The sequence below is a fragment of the Hydrogenophaga taeniospiralis CCUG 15921 genome (assembly GCF_001592305.1).
GTDB classification, from domain to species: domain Bacteria; phylum Pseudomonadota; class Gammaproteobacteria; order Burkholderiales; family Burkholderiaceae_C; genus Hydrogenophaga; species Hydrogenophaga taeniospiralis.
Genome location: NZ_BCWR01000004.1, coordinates 312,818 through 333,043, shown reverse-complemented (window position 1 = coordinate 333,043; position 20,226 = coordinate 312,818). Strand labels below are relative to the sequence as shown.

The window sequence follows — 20,226 nt, the reverse complement described above, 5'->3', positions numbered from 1 at the left end:
GCCTGGCAGCTGTCGCGCCGCATGGGCGCCGATTCGGCCGACCTGCTGGCGTCCACGCTGGTGGATGCGCAAGTCGATCTGAACCCGCACCAGGTCGAGGCAGCGCTGTTCGCTTTTCGCAGCCCCTTGTCCAAGGGTGTGATCCTGGCCGACGAGGTGGGCTTGGGCAAAACGATCGAGGCCGGACTGGTCATCGCACAGCGCTGGGCCGAGCGCAAGCGCCGCATCCTCATCATCACCCCAGCCAACCTGCGCAAGCAGTGGCACCAGGAACTGCAGGACAAGTTCAGTCTGCAGGCGCTCATCCTGGAAAGCAGCAGCCACCGGCAGCTCAGGAAGGACGGCCACAAGTACCCCTTCGAGCAGGGCAACCGTGTGCTCATCTGCTCCTACCAGTTCGCCAAATCCAAGGCCGATGAACTCAAGCGAGTTCCTTGGGACCTCGTCGTCATGGACGAAGCGCACCGCCTGCGCAACGTCTACAAACCCAGCAACGTCATCGGGAAAGCACTCAAGGAAGCGCTCGCCCACGCGCCCAAGGTGTTGCTCACCGCCACCCCGTTGCAAAACTCCCTGCTGGAGCTGTATGGCCTCGTCAGCCTGGTGGACGAGCGCGTGTTTGGCGACCTCTCCAGTTTCCGCGACCAGTTCGGCGGCATCGGCCACCCGCCCACGCTGGAAAAGCTGCGCTCCCGCCTTCAATCCGTGTGCATGCGCACCCTGCGCCGGCAGGTGCAGCCCTACATCTCGTACACCAAGCGCATCCCCATGGTCGAGCAGTTCACGCCCTCGCAAGACGAGCAGGCGCTGCGCGACCTGGTGGCCGAATACCTGCGCCGCCCCCAGCTCAACGCACTGCCGTCCGGCCAGCGCCAGCTCATTTCGCTGGTGTTGTGGAAGCTGCTGGCCTCCAGCAGCTACGCCATCGGCGGCGCCTTGGGCACCATGGCCCAGCGCCTGCAAGACAGCCTGGCCCAGCAGCCCACGGAAGAACTCACCGACGCGCTGGACGAGGACTTTGAAACCCTCGATCAAATCGAGGAAGAGATCGAAAGCCAACCGGACGACAACGAAGAAGGCTCTGCCACCCAGCGTGCCAGCGTGGCCGATGAACTGGCCGAGCTGCGCAGCTTCCAGCAACTGGCCACCAACATCCTCGACAACGCCAAGGGCGAGGCTCTGCTCAAGGCGCTGGGCAAGGCCTTTGCCGAGCTGGCAAAGCTCGGTGCCAACCAGAAAGCCCTTGTTTTCACCGAATCGCGCCGCACACAGGACTACCTGCTCAAGCTGCTGGAGCAAAGCCCCTACGCCGGTCAGACCGTGCTGTTCAACGGCACCAACACAGGTGAAGAGGCCCAGCGCGTCTACGCCGCCTGGCTGCAGCGCCACGCCGGAACGGACCGCATCACCGGCTCGCGCACGGCCGACACGCGCGCGGCCCTGGTGGAGCACTTCCGCGACAGCGCCAAGATCATGATCGCCACCGAGGCCGGGGCCGAAGGCGTCAACCTGCAGTTCTGCTCGCTCGTCATCAATTACGACCTGCCCTGGAACCCACAGCGCATCGAGCAACGCATCGGCCGCTGCCACCGCTACGGCCAGAAGCACGACGTGGTGGTGGTCAACTTCATCGACCACACCAACCCCGCCGACCAGCGCGTGTACGAGCTGCTGGCGCAGAAATTTCAACTCTTTGAAGGTGTGTTCGGCGCCAGCGACGAGGTGTTGGGCAGCATCGGCAGCGGGGTGGACTTCGAGCGCCGCATCGCCGAGATTTACCAGACCTGCCGCAGCACGGAAGACATCGAAAACTCGTTCCAGCAACTGCAGCTGGACCTGTCAGCCGAGATCAACGCCGCCATGCTCAAGACCCGGCAACTGCTGCTGGAGAACTTCGACGAAGCGGTGCAAGACAAGCTGAAGCTCCGCCAGACCGAGAGCACCAGCGCCCGCAGCCGCTACGAGCGCCTGCTCATGGACCTGACCGAGGCCGAGCTGGAGGGGCATGCCGAATTCGACGACACCGGGTTCACACTTGAACAAACCCCGCCTGGTCTGAATGCCGAAGATGCACCCCCGGGCCGCTACGAGCTGCCACGCCGCAGCGGCGAGGCACACCTCTACCGCACCGGCCACCCGCTGGCCCAGGCGCTCATCGACCAAGCCCGCCAGCGCAGTCTGCCCACCGCGCGCCTGCGCTTCAGCTATGACGGCTATCGCTTAAAGGTCTCCACCCTGCAAGCCCTGCGCGGCGCCAGTGGCTGGCTGGCTTTGAGCGTGCTCACGGTCGAAGCACTGGGCACCGCTGAAGACCACCTGCTGCTGGCGGCCACCAACCAGGCCGGGCAAGCCCTGCACGAAGAAGACGCCGAAAAGCTGCTGCGCCTGCCCGCCGAACTGTTGAGCGATGCGCCTGCTGCGCCCCGCGCACCGGCTGGTCTGCAGCAAGCGCTACAAGCCCAGCAAGAGCAGCGCGTGCGCGAGGTGAACCAGCGCAACCTGGGCTACTTTGAGGCCGAGGTGCAAAAGCTCGACGCCTGGGCCGACGACCTCAAGGGCGGTCTGGAAAACGACGTCAAAGAGCTGGACCGCGAAATCAAGGACGTGCGGCGCACCGCGTCCGTGGCGGCCACGCTGGAAGAAAAGCTGCACTGGCAAAAGCGCCAGCGTGAACTGGAAGACAGGCGCAACCAGTTGCGCCGCCGCATCTTTGACCGGCAGGATGAAATCGACGCTCAACGCAGCGAGCTGATTGAAGAGTTGGACGGCTTGATGTCCAAAAAATCGGGCACTCGCACTGTGTTTACGATTCAATGGGAATTGACCTGAGCGTCCGTTACGGATACCTCGAAAGAATGCAGGTGTACACATGTATTTAAAGACCATTCAACTGACGAATATTCGAGGCTTTACTGACCTGAAGTTCGATCTCACCCGACCTGATGGGTCCTACGCGGGCTGGACTGTCTTCACTGGTGATAACGGGTCGGGCAAAAGCAGTCTGCTCAAGGCCATCGCAGTGGCGTTGACGGGGAAAGAAACCGCTCGCGCGCTTCAACCCAGCTTTCATCGGTGGGTCAGAGAAGGCTCAGCCGAAGGCCAAATTGAATTGACGGTGGTCCCTGAAAAAGGACTCGACGAGTTTTCTGCTGTCGGGAACACGTCGTACAAACCCTTCTCGGCCACCGTCATCCTGCGTTCGAGTGAACGAGACACCAGTCTGGATGTCGTCGAGTCGCAGAAGACGGCCGCTCGCCGCGGCCTGTGGTCGGCTGGGGCTCAAGGGTGGTTCTCATGTGGTTATGGCCCGTTCCGTCGGGTGTTTGGGGCGTCGTCCGAGGCCATGCGGTTGATGGTGGGCGCCAGCACTGAGCGTTTTGTCACCATGTTCCAGGAGGCCGCCTCGCTGGCAGAGGTAGATCAATGGCTACGCAACCTCAATCACAAGAAGCTCGAAGGCAAGTCCACTGAAACGGCGCATCTGGAGTTGCTGACGGAAATCCTGCGCGACGAATTGATGCCCAACCAGATCACCGTAGACCGTGTGGATTCCGATGGTCTCTGGTTGAAGGACCGCACCGGTCTTCAGCTTGCCTGGAACGATATGAGTGACGGCTATCGATCCGCACTGGCTTTGTTAGCTGACATTCTCAGGCACTTGATCAACGCTTACGGCATCGAAGGGCTCACGGAACGCGGGGCAGATGGCAAGTTGCGAATCGCCAAAGGTGGGGTGGTCATGATCGACGAAATTGACGCGCACCTGCATCCTGAGTGGCAACGAGAAATCGGTTTCTGGCTGAAGAGCCACTTCCCAAAAATCCAATTTCTGGTGACTACGCACAGCCCCATCATTTGTCAGGCGGCTGACGAAAACGGCCTGTTCGTGTTGCCTGAGCCCGGTGGCGAAGATCGACCGCGTGCGCTGACTTCGGCCGAATACAAAACAGTGATTTCGTCCCGCCCTGACACCATTCTTTTGACGCCGGCCTTTGGTCTGCAAAACACCCGGTCGCCTCGGGCTGTAGAGGGCCGTGCCGAATACGCCAAGTTGATGGCAAAGCAACGCGCCGGTGCCTCGCTTACCAAAGACGAAAAAAGTCGAGCCCAACAACTCCAGCTCTTTGCGGATACCGACGAGGAGCTGTGACCGATGAAACGCATCAAGAGGGAGGCTTTGCCAGCCGATGCGGCACGGTATCTGGCCAAGCGACAAGAGAGTGCTATCCAAAAACATGTCAATGGCACGCTGGACGCCACAGCAGATTGGAAAGGCGCCCGCCAAACCCAAAGCATGGGGAAGGTGCTTTCTACCCTTCATGCCATGGTGGGTGAGCGGCAGCGATGTATGTATTGCCTGGACTCGCATGGTTCAGACATCGAACACTTCAGGCCCAAGGATGTGTTCCACAAGCACATGTATCACTGGGAGAACCTGCTTTTGTGTTGCACGCATTGTGGGCGCCTGAAGGGCAACAAATTCCCGATGGCAGGCCGCCGGGTGTTGCTGGTAGACCCGACCAAGGAGAACCCATGGGACAGCCTGGATTTCGATCCATCGACTGGCAACATCTGCGCCCGCTTTGACGTTCAATTGAACAACTGGTCCGTCAAAGGCGAGAAGACGGTTGAAGTGCTGCACCTGGACAAGCGAGAGGCGCTTTCAAAGGGCTATTTGCAGACCCTGCGCCGACTGAGCGAAACCATACGGTCTGCGCTCGCGGCTGGCGCCATTGACTCGACCAACCTCGCTGAAAAACTCAAGTCTGAAGACGACCACGGTTTGCTGGGCTGGTGTTTCAGTGATCGAGGAAAGACGCTGGAACCGTTCAGCGAACTTCAAGCACAACACCCTGGCGTCTGGACGCTGTGCGCCAGAGCGCTGAAGGCTTGAGCACGGACATGGCATGAATCAGAACAAACAAAAACTCGAACTCACCTGGATCGGCAAGGACCAGCGACCGCTGCTGGAACCGCGCATCTTGCTGGAAGACCCGGCGCGCAGCTATCACGCGAAGCATCGGGTGACGGAGAACGACCTGTTCGACAACCGGCTGATCAAGGGTGACAACCTGCTGGCTTTGAAAGCGCTGGAGGCTGAGTTCACCGGCAAGGTGAAGTGTGTGTTCATTGACCCGCCGTACAACACGGGCAGCGCGTTCACCCACTACGACGATGGGCTCGAACATTCCATCTGGCTAGGCTTGATGCGGGACCGGCTGGAGATCATCCGGCGCTTGTTGGCTGAGGACGGCTCGCTGTGGATCACGATCGACGACAACGAAGTGCACTACCTCAAGGTGTTGTGCGATGAAATTTTTGGGCGATCAAATTTTGTTGCGAACATGATCTGGGAGAAGAGAAAGTCTCGTGAGAATCGTCGAGCTTTTTCCTTTAACCATGATCACCTACTCGTCTATGGACGGAGTAAGGCTCGCTTTGAAAGCGCTCGCAATCCACTTGGTCTCACCCAAGAGGTATTGGCGCGCTATAGGAATCCAGACAACGATCCGCGAGGAGCTTGGCAGTCTGTGTCAGTAAACGCGCAGGATGGTCACGCGACTGCCAGTCAGTTTTACTCGCTGACTCTGCCATCAGGGCGGAAGATTGACCCACCAAAAGGTCGATGCTGGCTTTATTCCGAATCAAGAATGAAAGAGGAGATTGCTGCTGGGAATATCTGGTTCGGCGTCGATGGTGACAATGCACCTAGAGCCAAAAAGTTTTTAACTGATTACGAAGATAAGGGGTTAACGCCAGAGACTATCTGGAACGCGTCTGACGTGAGCACTAATGACGAAGCCAAGAAAAGTCTGATCCAGTTGTTGCCCGACATCTCGGTTTTTGACAATCCGAAGCCAGAAGGGCTCTTGCAACGAGTTCTACACATCGCAACCAACCCTGGTGACCTCGTCCTCGACTCCTTCGCTGGCTCCGGCACCACCGGCGCCGTGGCCCACAAGATGGGCCGTCGATGGATCATGGTGGAGTTGGGCGAGCACTGCCACACGCACATCGTCCCGCGCCTTCAGAAAGTGATCGACGGGCAGGACCCCGGCGGTGTGACGCAGTCCACCGGCTGGCAGGGCGGCGGCGGCTTTCGCTACTACGAGCTGGCCCCTACGCTGCTGAGCACCGACCGCTGGGGCAACCTGGTGATCAACCCCGAGTACGACGCGGCCATGCTGGCGGCGGCCATGTGCAAGCTGGAAGGCTTCACCTACGCGCCCAGCGAGGTGTTGTGGTGGCAGCAGGGCTGCAGCAGCGAGCGCGACTTCATCTACGTGACCACGCAGACGCTGAGCGCCGAGCAACTGGAAGCACTGAGCAACGAGGTGGGCGAAGAGCGCTCGCTGCTGGTGTGTTGCGCGGCTTACCGGGGCGTGACGGCCACGCAGGCGGCCGAGCGCTGGCCCAACCTCACCATCAAGAAGATTCCCAAGATGGTGAAGGACCGCTGCGAGTGGGGCCATGACGACTACAGCCTGAACGTGGCCAACCTGCCCATGGCGCAGAAGCCGGCAGCCGAGGGGGCGGCGCAGGATGACCTGTTTGGTGGGGATGCCCCATGAGCGCAGCGCCGGGCCGCTCCCAAGCCAGCTCGCACCGCAGCCCGCAGGGCGGAGGTACGCCAGTGAGTGCGGCGCCCGCCCAGACCGAGCTGCTGGCGCGCATTCGCCAGATATGGGATGCGGCGCGGACGCAGGCGGCGCGGTCGGTCAACACGGCCCACGTGTGCGCCAACTGGCTGATCGGGCAACAGATTGTGGAGGCCGAGCAGGGCGGCGCGCGGCGGGCGGCCTATGGCAAGGCCTTGCTCAAGGCGCTGTCCGAGCAGCTGTCGGGCGACTATGGGGATGGGTTTTCGGTCAGCGCGTTGCAGTACATGCGCAGCTTTTTTCTGGGCTTTCCGGAGCTGCTGGCAAAACAACACGCGGTGCGTGTTGTTTTGGACCCGGCGCAGATTCAACACGCGGTGCGTGGTGCATCGGGCCAAGATGAAACGTGGAAGCCTGGCGCCTTGCACCCGGGGCTGTCCTGGACGCACTACCGCACGCTGCTGAAGGAAGAGCGCCGGGCCGTGCGGGATTTTTACGAAGTGGAGGCGGTGCGCAACGGCTGGTCGGCCCGGCAGCTGGAACGGCAGATGAGTGCCTTGCTGTTTGAGCGCCTGGCCAAGAGCCGCGACAAGAAAGGCGTGCTCGCGCTGGCCAATGAGGGCCAGGTGCTGGCCCGCCCGCGCGACGTGATCAAAGACCCCTACGTGCTGGAGTTCCTGGACCTGCCGGCGTCTCACCGGCTGGTGGAATCGCGCATCGAGGAGGCCTTGATCAATCAGTTGCAGTCGTTCCTGCTCGAACTGGGCAGCGGTTTTGCCTTTGTGGGCCGGCAGCGCCGCCTGACGCTGGATGGCGATCACTTCTACCCAGATCTGGTCTTCTATCACGTCAAGCTCAAGTGCTACGTGGTGATTGACCTGAAGGTGGGCAAGCTCACCCACGGCGACCTGGGGCAGATGCAGCTGTATGTGAACTACTACGACCGCGAAGTGATCACCCGGGACGACAACCCGACCATCGGCCTGGTGCTGTGCAGCGAGAAGAACGACGCCGTGGTGCGCTATGTGCTGGCCGACAAGGGCGAGCAGATTTTTGCCAGCCGCTACCAGTTTGCATTGCCGAGCGAGGCGGACTTGCGCGCCGAGATTCGCCGCGAGCTGGAGCAGTTTGAGTACGCGCTGCCCGCGGCAACCGAAGTACCGGCAGCCGGTCAACCGGATATGCCCGTGGCCCGGAAGAAAGCCACGACGACCAAAACGAGCAAGAGCCGGGCGAAGCCCGCATCGGCCAAGGGAAAACAAGCATGAGCCAGCGCGAAGTCAACGCCATCACGGGCCGCCTGAGCCTGCGGACACCCCAACACGAATCCTTGAAGCAACTGGCCAGCGCCATTGAGGCTGCGCCCGACATGCTGAAGCACGAGCGCGACGATGCCGAGGTGGCGGCGGTGCTGCAAGCGCTGAAGGGCCTGTTCCCCACGCTGCAGGACTTTGAGCGGGAATTCCCGTCGCTGTGTTTTGCACTGGCCACCGGTGTGGGCAAGACGCGGCTGATGGGCGCGTTCATCAGCTACCTGTTTCAGGCGCACGGCATCAAGCACTTCTTTGTGCTGGCGCCCAACCTGACGATCTACGACAAGCTGATCGCGGACTTCACACCCAACACGCCCAAGTACGTGTTCAAGGGCATTGCAGAGTTTTCTTCGTACCCGCCGGAAATCATCACCGGTGACAACTATGAGGAGCGTGCCCAGGCGCTGGGTGACCTGCTGTCGCCGGTGACGATCAACATCTTCAACATCTCGAAGATCAACTCCGAGGTGCGTGGGGGCAAGGCGCCGCGCATCAAGCGGCTGAGCGAATACATCGGCCAGAGCTACTTTGAATACCTGGCGGCGTTGCCCGACCTGGTGCTGCTGATGGACGAGTCGCACCGCTACCGCGCTTCGGCCGGGGTGCGCGCCATCAACGAGCTGAAGCCGCTGCTGGGTCTGGAGCTGACGGCCACGCCGTTTGTGGAAACCACCAAGGGGCCGGTGGCGTTCAAGAACGTGGTGGTGGACTACCCGCTGGCCCGCGCCATGGAAGACGGCTTTGTGAAAGAGCCGGCGGTGGTGACGCAGCGCAACTTTGACGCTAAGACCATGCCGCCCGAAGAGGTGGAGCGCGTGAAGCTGCAGGACGGTGTTCGCATGCACGAGGCCACCAAGGTGGAGCTGAAGACCTACGCTCGCACCCAGGGCGTGAAAGAGGTGAAGCCCTTCATGCTGGTGATCGCGCGCGACACCACGCACGCGGGTGTGCTGCTGGCTTACCTGCAGTCCGATGGCTTCTTTGCCGGGCGCTACCGCAACAAGGTGATCCAGGTGGACAGCAGCAAGACCGGCGCGGACGAGGAAGACATGATCCGCCGCCTGCTGGCAGTGGAAAGCGTGGACGAGCCGACCGAGATCGTGATCCACGTGAACATGCTCAAAGAGGGCTGGGACGTGACCAACCTCTACACCATCGTGCCGCTGCGCGCAGCGAACGCTCGCACGCTGGTGGAGCAGTCCATCGGCCGTGGCCTGCGCCTGCCGTATGGCAAGCGCACAGGTGTGGACGCTGTGGACCGGCTGAGCATCATTGCGCACGACCGGTTCCAGGAAATCATTGACGACGCAAACCGGGCGGATTCGCCGATCAAGCTCAAGAAGTTCTATCTGGATGCCCCCGACCACGACAACGCGGGGACGCGCAGTGTGACGGTGAGGTCGAACCTGACGCAGCGACTGGGCGGCGGAAATGAGACGACGACTGCCGTCTCGACCGGGGACGAGCCGGTGGCGCCCGTGTTTGCCACGGCGCGCGAGCGCCAGGTGGCGGGTGTGGTGATGGACGTGCTGGGCAAGTACGAAGTCATGACCGATGTGGCGCCGACCCGCCAGGCACTGCTAACGCCTGAGGTGCAGGCAAAGATTGCCGAGGCGGTGCGCGAACGCCTGCCGCCCGCTCAGACGGAGTTGGACGGCATGGAAACCGCACCCGAGGTGGACGTGGCTGCCGTGGTGAAGCGTGCCGTGGAAGAGACGGTCAAGCTGACCATCGACATCCCGCGCATTGCCGTGGTACCCAAGGGTGAAGTCACCAGCGGGTTCCACCCGTTCACGCTGGACGTGTCGGGCCTGCACCTGCAGCCCAAAGACCGCTCACTGGTGGGGCAAGACCTGCGCACCCACAAACAGTTCACGCTGTCTGCCCAAAGCGGGCGCACCGAGCGCCGGCTGGAGGACTACATCGTCCACGCGCTGATCGACTACGACGACATCGACTACACGGTGCACGCGGGGCTGCTCTACGACTTGGCGGGGCAGATGGTGAAGCACTTGCAGAGTTATCTGAGCGACCCGGAAGAGGTGCGCAATGTGCTGGACCTGGACCGCGTACTGATTGCCAAGAACATCCACGCCCAGATGGTGGAGCACTTTTATGAATCGGCATCTGGCGGTTATGACGTGGTGGTCAGCCGGGGTTTCACGGCGTTGAGGGAGCCGACTTACACGATCGCGGCAGGCCAGCCGGTGCGGAATTACCGTGAGACGGTGGAAGAACCGAGCCGCATCAAGCAGATGGTTTTCGGTGGTTTCAGCCACTGCCTGTATCCGCAGCAGAAGTTCGACTCGGACACCGAGCGGCGATTCGCCGTAGTGCTTGAACGTTATAAGCACAAGTGGTTCAAGCCGGCCAAGGGGCAGTTCCAGATGTACTACAGACTGGGTGCAGAGCAGCCGGAGTACGTGCCCGACTTCGTGGCCGAAACCGATCACTTCGTGTTGATGGTGGAGACCAAGGCACGCAAGGAGCTGGAGGATGACGACGTGGTGGCCAAGGCGGCGGCGGGTGCCCTGTGGTGCCGGCACGCCTCCGACCATGCGCGCAGTGCGGGTGTCAAACCCTGGAAGTACCTGCTGATTCCGCACGAGCAGGTGACGGATGACAAAGGGATGGCGGACTATCTGCGTTTTGAGAGGCTGCCCGTCTGACCGTTGCACTGGCTCGAAACAGTCCTGAGATTGAGGACTCCGTACAGTGTCGTATTTGGCGAGCTACCGGCAAGGCCTGCCCTCCGATTGTTCTTTGCAATCGCTTTATTGTGTGAGTCTCTCAACCAGCGCATCGCCCCAGCCCCAGGGCCCGGTGAGCGTGAGCGTCACCGTGGTCCAGTCGCCATCGGGCTGCACCTGCTGGTCGGCGTCCCAGGCACCGCCCTCGTCCAGCGGGGCACGCGGCCCGGGGCTGTGGCGTTCGGCCCAGTCCAGAACGGCCCGCACCTCGGCCAACACGGCGGGCACATCGGCCGCGCGCACGCTGGCCATGGCGTCCCAGGTGCCGGTGCCTTCGCCATCGTCGCTGGCGTCGAAGATCAGGTAGTGAAGCGTCATGCCGTGATTGTCTGCGGGCCGTGCCATGCAAAACGGCGCCCGAAGGCGCCGTTTGACTTTGTCCAGAACGCCGCGGAACTGGCTTTGCCAGGCCGCAGGCGTTGCCCCTTGAGGGGGTGACGCACCGCAGGTGCGGCGCGGGGGCTTTACTGCGCCGCTTTGACTTTCAACCGCCAGGCGTGCAGCAGCGGCTCGGTGTAGCCGCTGGGCTGGGCCAGGCCTTTGAACACTAGGTCGCAGGCGGCCTGGTAGGCCATGCTGGTGCCGAAGTTGCCGGCCATCTTCTTGTAGAACGGGTCGCCCGCGTTCTGCTGGTCCACCACGGCGGCCATGCGTTCAAACGTCTCGCGCACCTGGGCCTCGGTCACCACGCCGTGGTGCAGCCAGTTGGCCATGTGCTGGCTGGAGATGCGCAGCGTGGCGCGGTCTTCCATCAGGCCAACGTTGTGGATATCGGGCACCTTGGAGCAGCCCACGCCCTGGTCCACCCAGCGCACCACGTAGCCCAGGATGCCCTGGGCGTTGTTGTCCAGCTCCTGCTGCTTCTCGGCGGCGCTCCAGCTCGGGCTGGCGGCCACGGGGATGGTGAGCAGGCCGGTGAGCAGGGTGTCGCGCTCTTTGGCGGCGTCGATCTTTTCCAGCTCCTTCTGCACGTCCGACACCAGCACCTGGTGGTAGTGCAGGGCGTGCAGGGTGGCGCCGGTGGGGCTGGGCACCCAGGCGGTGTTGGCGCCGGCCTTGGGGTGGGCGATCTTCTGCTCCATCATGGCCTTCATCAGGTCGGGCATGGCCCACATGCCCTTGCCGATCTGGGCCTTGCCGCGCAGGCCGCAGGCCAGGCCCACCAGCACGTTGTTGCGCTCGTAGGCCTGGATCCAGGCGCTGGTCTTCATGTCGCCCTTGCGCACCATGGGGCCGGCGAGCATGGCGCTGTGCATCTCGTCGCCGGTGCGGTCCAGGAAGCCGGTGTTGATGAAGGCCACGCGGCTGGCGGCGGCGGCGATGCAGGCTTTGAGGTTGACGCTGGTGCGGCGCTCTTCGTCCATGATGCCGAGCTTGACGGTGCTCTCGGGCAGGCCCAGCACCTGTTCGACGCGGCCGAAGAGTTCGGCAGCAAAGGCCACTTCCTTGGGGCCGTGCATCTTGGGCTTGACGATGTAGACCGAGCCCTTGCGCGAGTTGCGGATGGCGTCTTTCTTCTTGCGCTGCAGGTCGTGCAGGGCGATGGTGGTGGTGACCATCGCGTCCAGGATGCCTTCGGGAATTTCTTTGCCTTCCTCGCCCCACAGCACGGCGGGGTTGGTCATGAGGTGGCCGACGTTGCGCACGAACATGAGCGAGCGGCCGTGCAGGCGCACACCCTTCTTCCCGGTGGGCGCGGTGTATTCGCGGTCGGCGTTCAGGCCGCGCGTGAGCGTCTTGCCACCCTTCTCGAACGACTCGGTCAGCGTGCCCTGCAGGATGCCCAGCCAGTTGCGGTAGGCCAGCACCTTGTCCTCGGCGTCCACCGCGGCCACGGAGTCTTCCAGGTCGAGGATGGTGGAGAGCGCGGCTTCCACCACGAGGTCGCTCACGCCGGCGGCGTCGCTCGCGCCGATGGGCGTGGTGCGGTTGATCTGGATTTCCAGATGCAGGCCGTTGTGCTTGAGCAGCACGGCGCTGGGCGCCTTGGCCTGGCCCTGGTAACCGATGAATTGCGACTTGTCGGCCAGCTTGCTGGTGCCGCCAACGGCGAGGCCGACCACGAGTTCACCGTCCTTGTTGACCTTGTAGCCGGTGGAGCCGACGTGCGAGCCCTTCTTCAGCGGGGCGCAGCGGTCGAGCACGTAGCGCGCGTACTCGATGACCTTGGCGCCGCGCTTGGGGTTGTAGCCCCCCTTCTTGCCGACCTTCTCGCAGCCCTTGTCTTCGCTCAGCACGTCGGTGCCGTAGAGCGCGTCGTACAGGCTGCCCCAGCGGGCGTTGGCGGCGTTCAGCGCGTAGCGCGCGTTCAGGATCGGCACCACCAGCTGCGGGCCGGCCTGCACGGCCAGCTCGTCGTCCACATTGCGGGCCGTGGCCTTCACCTTTTTGGGCTCGGGCACCAGGTAGCCGATGGACTCCAGGAACTGGCGGTAGGCCGCCATGTCGGTGATGGGGCCGGGGTGGGCGCTGTGCCAGGCATCCAGCTCGGTCTGCAGGCGGTCGCGTTCGGCCAGCAGGGCAGCGTTCTTCGGGGCCAGATCGGTCACGATGGCGTCAAAGCCTTTCCAGAACGTGGCGCTGGCCACGCCGGTGCCGGGCAGCACGCTGTTGTTGATGAACTCGTAGAGCTCGGTGGCGACCTGCAGGCCGTGGACGGGGGTGCGCGGGGTGGATGCGGACATGGCGAACCTCGAAGAAAAGAAAGAACAGGAAAGGGGCGAAAGGGCAAGGGCCTCAAGCCGTTCCGGCAGCGCCCGGCGCGGGCGGGCCAGCGCCGGGCGCACCGACCGTGGGCCACAGCAGCATGTTATTTGATACCTGGAGCGGTATTAAATAACTCTATACCGAAGAATAAATGACATTTATGAGGGTAATGGTCGCACCAGCTGGGTTCCCGCAGGGGCAGAAGGCGGCGCGCGCCGCCAACGGTGTGCCAGCCATCAGTACACGTCCACCGTCGTCACGCTCATCGCCGGCAAGCGCAGCGTCATCGACGACCCGGAGACGCCCTGTTTGCCCACCGCGGTCGGTGCGACCGTCGACTGCGCGGCGGCTGATGCGGCGGTGATCCGGTACACATGGGCCGTTCCTGTCAGCGCCAGCCCGGAGATCGCCACCGTCTGATCGGTGGTGGAGCGGTTGATGGCGACGACCACGACCCGACCGGGACGCAGGGAATCGAGACTGGCGTAGGCGGCGACCTTGGACGTGTCGCTGGAGCTTGCCGCCACCGAGATGTCACCGAAGTTGGAACCTTGACCATCGAACGCCCGGAAGGCCCGGAACCCGCCCGAGATGTATTTCAGTGTCGGTGAGGTCTGCCACAACGATGCGGCGAAGACCCCCTGCGCGCCGAAGATGCCCAGGTTGTCGGCCTGCGCGACGGTTCCCGCGATCTGGCCGCCGCCGCCGGTGCTGTATTCGGTGATCGCGATCTTCATTCCCGGGTTGGCCGCGGCGATCTTCTGCTGCATGCGCGTCAGCATCTTGATCGGCCCCGGCTGCTGCCCGCCCTTGTTGTTGTCCCAGTGGCCGACCATCCACAGTGAAATCCATGAATCCTCGATGTAGGTCGGGTCCCACAGGCTGCGCGGGTTCTGCACGATCGCCTGCACCTGCGCGTCCGTGAGGTTGGCATCGTTCAGGGAGGTGAGGCGGTTGCCGAGACCGTCCTGGGCTTCGGGGTACCAGTGGAAATCGTAGACGTCGACCAGCGGGCGCCCGAAGCTTTCCGACGCCGCACGGACCTGGGTGATGTATTTGTCCACGAACCAGTTGTTGCCGTCCGCCGTCGCGCCGAAGCCACTCTCGCCTCCCCAGTCATACATGCCCTGGAAGCCATAGTGCGCGGGGCCGAAGACCGTCATGTTCGGAAACTGTGTCTTCAGCGCCTGGGCGAGGGCGATCGTTTTTGCGATGTACTGGTCCGACGTGGCCCCGATCGGCCCTTGGATTTCGCGGTGGGTGGCGGCCCAGGCTTCCGGCTCGTTGTCGAGCGAGGCAAACACCGGCTTTCCGGTCGGCGCCGCGGAAAAGATGCCCTGGCCGCTGAAGTGCTGGTCGAGCGCCCAGGCGAACTCGTCCGTGTAGACATAGTCGTCGGTCGTCGAGGGCGTCACCGTGAAGGGTGCGGCCGTCTGGGTGCTCTTTTTGGGAATCACCGTCTTGAACCGGCTCATGTCCGGCTGATCGGGCGGGGGCGATGCGCAGCTTGAGCCGTTCATCACGCAGGTGGGCCCATCGTTGTCGGCGGCGACCAGACCCTGCATCGGGAACGTGATCAGACTCGCCATGCCGGCCGCGCGCTCCGAGGCAATGTAGTTCTTCACCCAGTTGGCTGGCGGCGCATTCAGGTTGCCGAACATGCTGTCGTTCTGATAGAGCCAGTCGGCGCCGGCGTTCGAAGCATTGTTCTCCCAGTTGTAGGCCGTGAAGCGGTTGCCACCGGCGCGGGAAAAGGTCAGTCCTTGGGCCGCGTCCTGGGTCATCGTCGCGAAGTTCATGCCATAGATGTACGGCGAAATCGGTCGCGTCGTGCCGGGGTCGATCGTGATCGTGACCGTGGCCGGCGACGGGTTGGGCACGGGTTGCGGGGCGTTGCGATACCACCCATGGGTGCGCAACTCCGGCGCAGAGCCGGTGGTCGCGCTCGGGCCGTGGGCGCCAAGACCCGGTGACGGCACATCCGGCGGCGTGTCGACTGCGGGGCTCCGTTCAAGAGAGTGGAAGACCGGTGCGGAGCTGGTCGTGGGCGAGATGTCTGCATCTGCGCCCGTTCCGTTCTGGCTGTTGCCCCCTCCGCAGGCGGTCAACAAGGCGGCAAGGGTCAGCACGGCGGGCAGGTAGGGGAGAAATCTCATGGGCATCCAACGTCGTTTGTATGAGAAACACGCCGTCGTTGGCGAGCTCCCGCACTGATTTCAACCCTGTCTTGTCGATGTGCTGATGCGCTCTGGGGCGCCAGCGCCCGGGATGATATCGGAAGGCTTCAACCCACCTGCCCGCTCAAGCTACGGGCGGCCGCCAGGACCGGCTTGACGTGCCGCTCTTCGAAACGGTGGGCCGGCATCGTCAGCGTCAAGGCGGCGGCGATGCGGCCGTCGGCGTGGAACACCGGCGCGGAGATGCCCGCCACCTCTGCCAGGCGGTCCCCTTCCGCGGTCCAGTAGCCCTGTTCGCGGATGGTCGCGCTGATGCGCTTGTCGCCCTGCGTCGGCCGGTGGCCGTCGTCGCCCGCGCCGAAGGCCGTGAGCACACGCCCGCCGGTGCCCCGGCTCAGCGGCAGCACGTCGCCGGCGCGGATGTGGTCGCGCACGGGCTGCGGTGAGTCCACCCGGTACAGGCACAGCCGGGTCTGTTTCGGGGCCTGGCCTTGCCGCACGTGGTAGGCCGCGCTCTCGCCGGTCTGGCGCACCAGCTCGCGCAACACCGGCAGCACGATGCGGTCGAGCGAAAACGAGGCGGCGTAGATGCCGTGCAGCCGCGCCAGCTCGCCACCCAGCGCGTACCGGCCATCGTCAAGCCGCTGCAGCAGCCGCGCGTGCTCCAGCGAGGCCAGCAGCCGCAGCGCCGTGCTTTTGTAGAGCCGTGTGCGCTCGGCCAGCTCGGCCAGGGTCAGCGCGGTGTCGCCGGAGCGGAACGCGCCCAGCAGCGAGAGCGCACGATCGACCGCCGCGGCACCACCGGGAGCGGCGTTGTCGTCGGCCATGGAATGGGTCTGGGCTTTGCGGGGCATGGGGTTGGATTGACACGGGGGCAGGGCTCTGCCATGATTCCAACAGAAAGAATACTGTTCTAACTTACAGAACGCAAGTCCCTTCATGACATTGTCCGACAACACCCCCGCGGGGCCCCAGGTGCTGATCAGCGAGGTCGGCCCGCGCGACGGCCTGCAGTCGGTCGGCGCCACCATGCCCACGGTCGACAAATGCCGCTGGATCGCCGCGCTGGCCGCCGCCGGCCTGCGCGAGATCGAGGTCGGCTCCTTCGTGCCGGCGAAGCTGCTGCCGCAGATGGCCGACGTGGCCGAAGTGGTGCGGTACGCGCTCACTCTCACCGATCCGTACCCCGGCCTCACCGTGATGGCCCTGGTGCCCAACCGGCGCGGCGCCGAGGCTGCCTTGGCCGCGGGCGTGCACAAGCTCACCCTGCCGGTGTCGGCCAGCGAGGCGCATTCGCTGGCCAATGTGCGCAAGACGCGCGAACAGATGTTGGGCGAGCTGCGCGAGGTGCTCGCGCTGCGGCGCGAGCGTGCGCCCGGTGTGGCGGTGGAGGTGGGGCTGTCCACCGCGTTCGGCTGCACGCTGCAGGGCGCGGTGGACGAAGACGAGGTGATCCGCTTGGCGGTGGCCTGCGCGCAGGCGGGCGTGGACGAGGTCGGCCTGTCCGACACCACCGGCATGGCGCACCCGGCCCAGGTGCGCCGCCTGTTCACGCGGCTGCGCGCCGAGCTGGGCGGGGGTGCCGGGTCGGCCCACATGCACAACACGCGCGGCCTGGGCCTGGCCAACTGCCTGGCTGCGTTCGACGTGGGCGTGCGCACCTTCGACGCCTCGCTCGGCGGCCTGGGCGGTTGCCCCTATGCGCCCGGCGCCTCGGGCAACGTGGTCACCGAAGACCTGGTGTTCATGTTCGAGGCCATGGGCGTGCGCACCGGCGTCGATGTGGAACAACTCATCGCCGCGCGCGCGCCGCTCCAGGCCGGCCTGCCGGGCGAGCCGGTCTACGGCATGATCCCCGAGGCTGGTCTGCCCAAGGGCTGGTTGGCGCGCCAGTCCCGTTGAAGCCCTCTCACGATTTCACGCATGAAAAAACTCCCCTACGAAGGCATCCGCGTCGTCGAATTCACCCACATGGTGATGGGCCCCACCTGCGGCATGGTGCTGGCCGACCTGGGCGCCGAAGTCATCAAGGTGGAGCCGCCCGCGGGCGACAACACCCGCCGCCTGCTCGGCTCGGGCGCGGGCTTCTACCCGCTGTTCAACCGCAACAAGAAAAGCCTGGTGCTCGACCTGCAGTCGCCCGAGGGCCGGGAAGCCGCGCTCAGGCTCATCGCCACCGCCGACGTGGTGAGCGAGAACTTCAAGCCCGGCACCATGAAGAAGCTCGGGCTCGACCACGAGAGCCTGCGCCAGCTCAACCCGCGCCTCATCTATGTGAGCCACAAAGGCTTCCTGCCCGGCCCCTACGACCACCGCACCGCGCTCGACGAGGTGGTGCAGATGATGGGTGGCCTGGCCTACATGACCGGGCGCCCCGGCGACCCGCTGCGCGCGGGCTCCAGCGTGAACGACATCATGGGCGGCCTGTTTGGCGCCATCGGTGTCATGGCCGCGCTCAGCGCGCGCGAGAAGACGGGCGAAGGCTGCGAGGTGCAGAGCGCGCTGTTCGAGAACAACGTGTTCCTGGTGGCGCAGCACATGATGCAGTACGCCGTGACCGGCCAGCCCGCCGCGCCCATGCCCGAGCGCATCTCGTCCTGGGGCATCTACGACGTGTTCAAGGTGCAGGGCGGCGAACAGATCTTCCTGGCGGTGGTGAGCGACACGCAGTGGGCCATCTTCTGCGACGCGTTTGGCTACGCCGATCTGCGCGACGACCCCCGCCTGCAGACCAACAACCACCGCGTGCGCGAGCGCGACTGGCTGATTCCGCTGCTGCGCGAGCGCCTGGGCGGTCGGGCCGCGAGCGAGCTGGCCGAGGTGTTCGAGCGCCATGGCCTGCCGTTCGCCCCCATCACGCGGCCGCACGACCTGCTGGACGACCCGCACCTCAAGGCCACCGGCGGCCTGGCGCCCATCACCCTGACCGACGGCGCGGCCGCGGGCCGGCAGGCGCAGACCGTGCTGCTGCCGTTCACGCTCGACGGCGAGCGCCCCGGCGTGCGCATGAGCCCGCCCCGGCTGGGGGAGCACAACGAAGAGCTGCTGCAGGCGCTGGGCTACGACGCGCAGGCCATCGACCGCCTCAGCGGGCGCTGAGCGGCGCAGCGTCTTTCGCTCCCCACGCCCCGCCGGGCATAAACTGCGCGCTGGCGGGTGGCCCGTGTGGCTGCTCCATGGGGTTCCTGGTGGTCTTTTTTTTCAAGGAGGTGGGTATGACGGTAGTTCGATCGATGCGGTGGGCGGCGGCGCTGCTGGTGTCTTTGACGGTGGTGGCCTGCGGCGGCAACGACGACGGTTACGGTGCCATTGCGGTGAGCACGTCCACGAACCGGGTGGCGATTGTTTCCGGGGAACTGACGCAGTCGGTTGCCAACGACGAGGCGCGCGACGAGTGCGACGCGAACGACTGCACGGTGGTGCTGCAGTTCGAGGAATGTGGGGCCGCGTCCGCCGGCACCATGGGCTCGACCCTGCTGATCGCAGTGGCGCAAGGCAGCTCGGCGTTTGACGCCCAGACGGCGGCCAACAACGCATGCACCGCCCAGGGCGCTGTGGGGTGTGGCGAGATCCCCAATCTGTCGGCGCAGTGCAACTGAGAAGCCGGGCCACCACGGCGGGGTTGCCGCCAATGTGGTGAATTTGGTAAAAAATGATCGCATGAGGGCCGTTGATTACCCCGCTTTGATGCGGTAATCTGCGGCCCCATGGACAAGCTCAAGCAGCTCGAAACCTTTGTGGCCGTGGCCACGCGCGGCAGCCTTACCGCCGCGGCCAAGGCCGAAGGGGTGGCGCCGGCCATCATCGGCCGCCGGCTCGACGGGCTGGAGTCCCGCCTGGGCGTCAAGCTCATGGTGCGCACCACGCGACGCATCACGCTCACCCACGAAGGCAGCGCCTTTCTGGAAGACTGCCAGCGCCTGTTGACCGACCTGGCCAACGCCGAGGCCAGCGTCAGCGCCGGCGGTGTGAAAGCCAGCGGGCATTTGCGCCTCACCGCACCGGCCGGTTTTGGCCGCCGCCACGTGGCGCCGCTGGTGCCGCACTTTCATGAGCTGCACCCCGAGGTGACGATCTCGCTCAACCTGAGCGACCGCGTGGTGGACGTGGCCGGCGAGGCCTACGACTGCGCGGTGCGTGTGGGCGATCTGGCCGACTCCTCGCTGGTGAGCGTGCGCCTGGCCGACAACCGCCGCCTGTGCGTGGCCACGCCGAAATACCTGCAGCAGCACGGCCGGCCCGCGAACCCGGCCGATCTGGTGCGGTTCGACTGCCTGACGCTGTCCTCCGACGCGTCCCAGACCCGGGGCTGGGCGTTTTCCCTGCCGGCTGCCGGTGGCGAAGGCGCCGAGATCGTTCACCTGCGCCCGGGCGGCCCGCTCGATTGTTCGGACGGGCAGGTGCTGCACGAATGGTGTCTGGCCGGCTACGGCATCGCCTGGCGCAGCGCCTGGGAGGTCGAGGCCGACATCGCGGCCGGGCGGCTGCAGAGCGTGCTCGAAGAGTTCGCCGCCCCGCCCAACGGCATCTTTGCCCTGTTTCCGCAACGCAAACACCTGGCATTGCGCGTGCGGTTGTGGATCGATTTCCTCAAGCACCACTACAGCCAGCCCGATTTCTGGTCGGCAGGGCGTGCCTGAATTGGCGCTACAGTGGTGCCCGGGCGAAAGCCCCTCCGCAA

Annotated in this window: 14 protein-coding genes; 10 read left to right on the top strand and 4 right to left on the bottom strand. The window is 64.4% G+C overall.

The genetic code is table 11. The annotated features are described in order from the left end of the window. Positions 1 to 21: 21 nt before the first annotated feature. The 6 genes from HTA01S_RS05495 to HTA01S_RS05470 are packed head-to-tail and all read left to right on the top strand — an operon-like array spanning position 22 to position 10,581. On the top strand, positions 22 to 2,829 hold the full coding sequence (locus HTA01S_RS05495; protein WP_245638018.1) for an SNF2-related protein: 2,808 nt from the start codon (positions 22 to 24) through the stop codon (positions 2,827 to 2,829). 40 nt (positions 2,830 to 2,869) lie between these two features. Next, on the top strand, positions 2,870 to 4,150 hold the full coding sequence (locus tag HTA01S_RS05490; RefSeq protein ID WP_068167590.1) for an AAA family ATPase: 1,281 nt from the start codon (positions 2,870 to 2,872) through the stop codon (positions 4,148 to 4,150). A 3-nt stretch (positions 4,151 to 4,153) separates the two neighbouring features. After that, the gene (locus HTA01S_RS05485; protein ID WP_157571979.1) at positions 4,154 to 4,894 is read left to right on the top strand and encodes an HNH endonuclease family protein; all 741 of its coding nucleotides are present in this window, start codon (positions 4,154 to 4,156) and stop codon (positions 4,892 to 4,894) included. 13 nt (positions 4,895 to 4,907) lie between these two features. Then, complete coding sequence (locus tag HTA01S_RS05480) at positions 4,908 to 6,572, top strand: site-specific DNA-methyltransferase (protein ID WP_068167586.1); 1,665 nt, start codon at positions 4,908 to 4,910, stop codon at positions 6,570 to 6,572. After that, a complete protein-coding gene (locus tag HTA01S_RS05475; RefSeq protein WP_084235871.1) occupies positions 6,569 to 7,867 on the top strand; it encodes a PDDEXK nuclease domain-containing protein in 1,299 nt (432 codons plus the stop codon). Before HTA01S_RS05480 ends, HTA01S_RS05475 begins: the two co-directional genes overlap by 4 nt. Beyond that, entirely contained in the window at positions 7,864 to 10,581 is a 2,718-nt protein-coding gene (locus HTA01S_RS05470) for a DEAD/DEAH box helicase (protein ID WP_068167582.1), read from the top strand. Before HTA01S_RS05475 ends, HTA01S_RS05470 begins: the two co-directional genes overlap by 4 nt. A 105-nt stretch (positions 10,582 to 10,686) precedes the next feature. Here the strand turns inward: HTA01S_RS05470 and HTA01S_RS05465 are convergent, their stop codons facing one another. The 4 genes from HTA01S_RS05465 to HTA01S_RS05450 form a co-directional block, all read right to left on the bottom strand. Further along, complete coding sequence (locus HTA01S_RS05465) at positions 10,687 to 10,980, bottom strand: hypothetical protein (protein ID WP_068167581.1); 294 nt, start codon at positions 10,978 to 10,980, stop codon at positions 10,687 to 10,689. Between the two features lie 146 nt (positions 10,981 to 11,126). After that, the gene (locus HTA01S_RS05460) at positions 11,127 to 13,346 is read right to left on the bottom strand and encodes a malate synthase G (RefSeq protein ID WP_068167579.1); all 2,220 of its coding nucleotides are present in this window, start codon (positions 13,344 to 13,346) and stop codon (positions 11,127 to 11,129) included. Between the two features lie 258 nt (positions 13,347 to 13,604). Then, positions 13,605 to 15,524 carry a glycoside hydrolase family 44 protein gene (locus HTA01S_RS05455; protein ID WP_169804741.1) on the bottom strand — a complete coding sequence of 640 codons (1,920 nt, stop codon included), beginning with the start codon at positions 15,522 to 15,524 and terminating at the stop codon, positions 13,605 to 13,607. A 128-nt stretch (positions 15,525 to 15,652) separates the two neighbouring features. Next, positions 15,653 to 16,399 carry an IclR family transcriptional regulator gene (locus HTA01S_RS05450; protein WP_068167575.1) on the bottom strand — a complete coding sequence of 249 codons (747 nt, stop codon included), beginning with the start codon at positions 16,397 to 16,399 and terminating at the stop codon, positions 15,653 to 15,655. 85 nt (positions 16,400 to 16,484) lie between these two features. Here HTA01S_RS05450 and HTA01S_RS25890 point away from each other — a divergent pair, with 85 nt between their 5' ends. The 4 genes from HTA01S_RS25890 (at position 16,485) to HTA01S_RS05430 (ending at position 20,185) form a co-directional block, all read left to right on the top strand. Continuing rightward, positions 16,485 to 17,447, top strand: coding sequence for a hydroxymethylglutaryl-CoA lyase (locus tag HTA01S_RS25890; RefSeq protein ID WP_068167573.1), 963 nt, complete (start codon positions 16,485 to 16,487; stop codon positions 17,445 to 17,447). A 21-nt stretch (positions 17,448 to 17,468) separates the two neighbouring features. Continuing rightward, on the top strand, positions 17,469 to 18,644 hold the full coding sequence (locus tag HTA01S_RS25885) for a CaiB/BaiF CoA transferase family protein (protein WP_068167571.1): 1,176 nt from the start codon (positions 17,469 to 17,471) through the stop codon (positions 18,642 to 18,644). Between the two features lie 116 nt (positions 18,645 to 18,760). Further along, entirely contained in the window at positions 18,761 to 19,144 is a 384-nt protein-coding gene (locus HTA01S_RS05435; protein WP_169804740.1) for a DUF4189 domain-containing protein, read from the top strand. Between the two features lie 108 nt (positions 19,145 to 19,252). Then, positions 19,253 to 20,185: a LysR family transcriptional regulator gene (locus HTA01S_RS05430; RefSeq protein ID WP_068167564.1), complete on the top strand. Its 933-nt coding sequence runs from the start codon at positions 19,253 to 19,255 to the stop codon at positions 20,183 to 20,185. Positions 20,186 to 20,226: the final 41 nt, after the last annotated feature.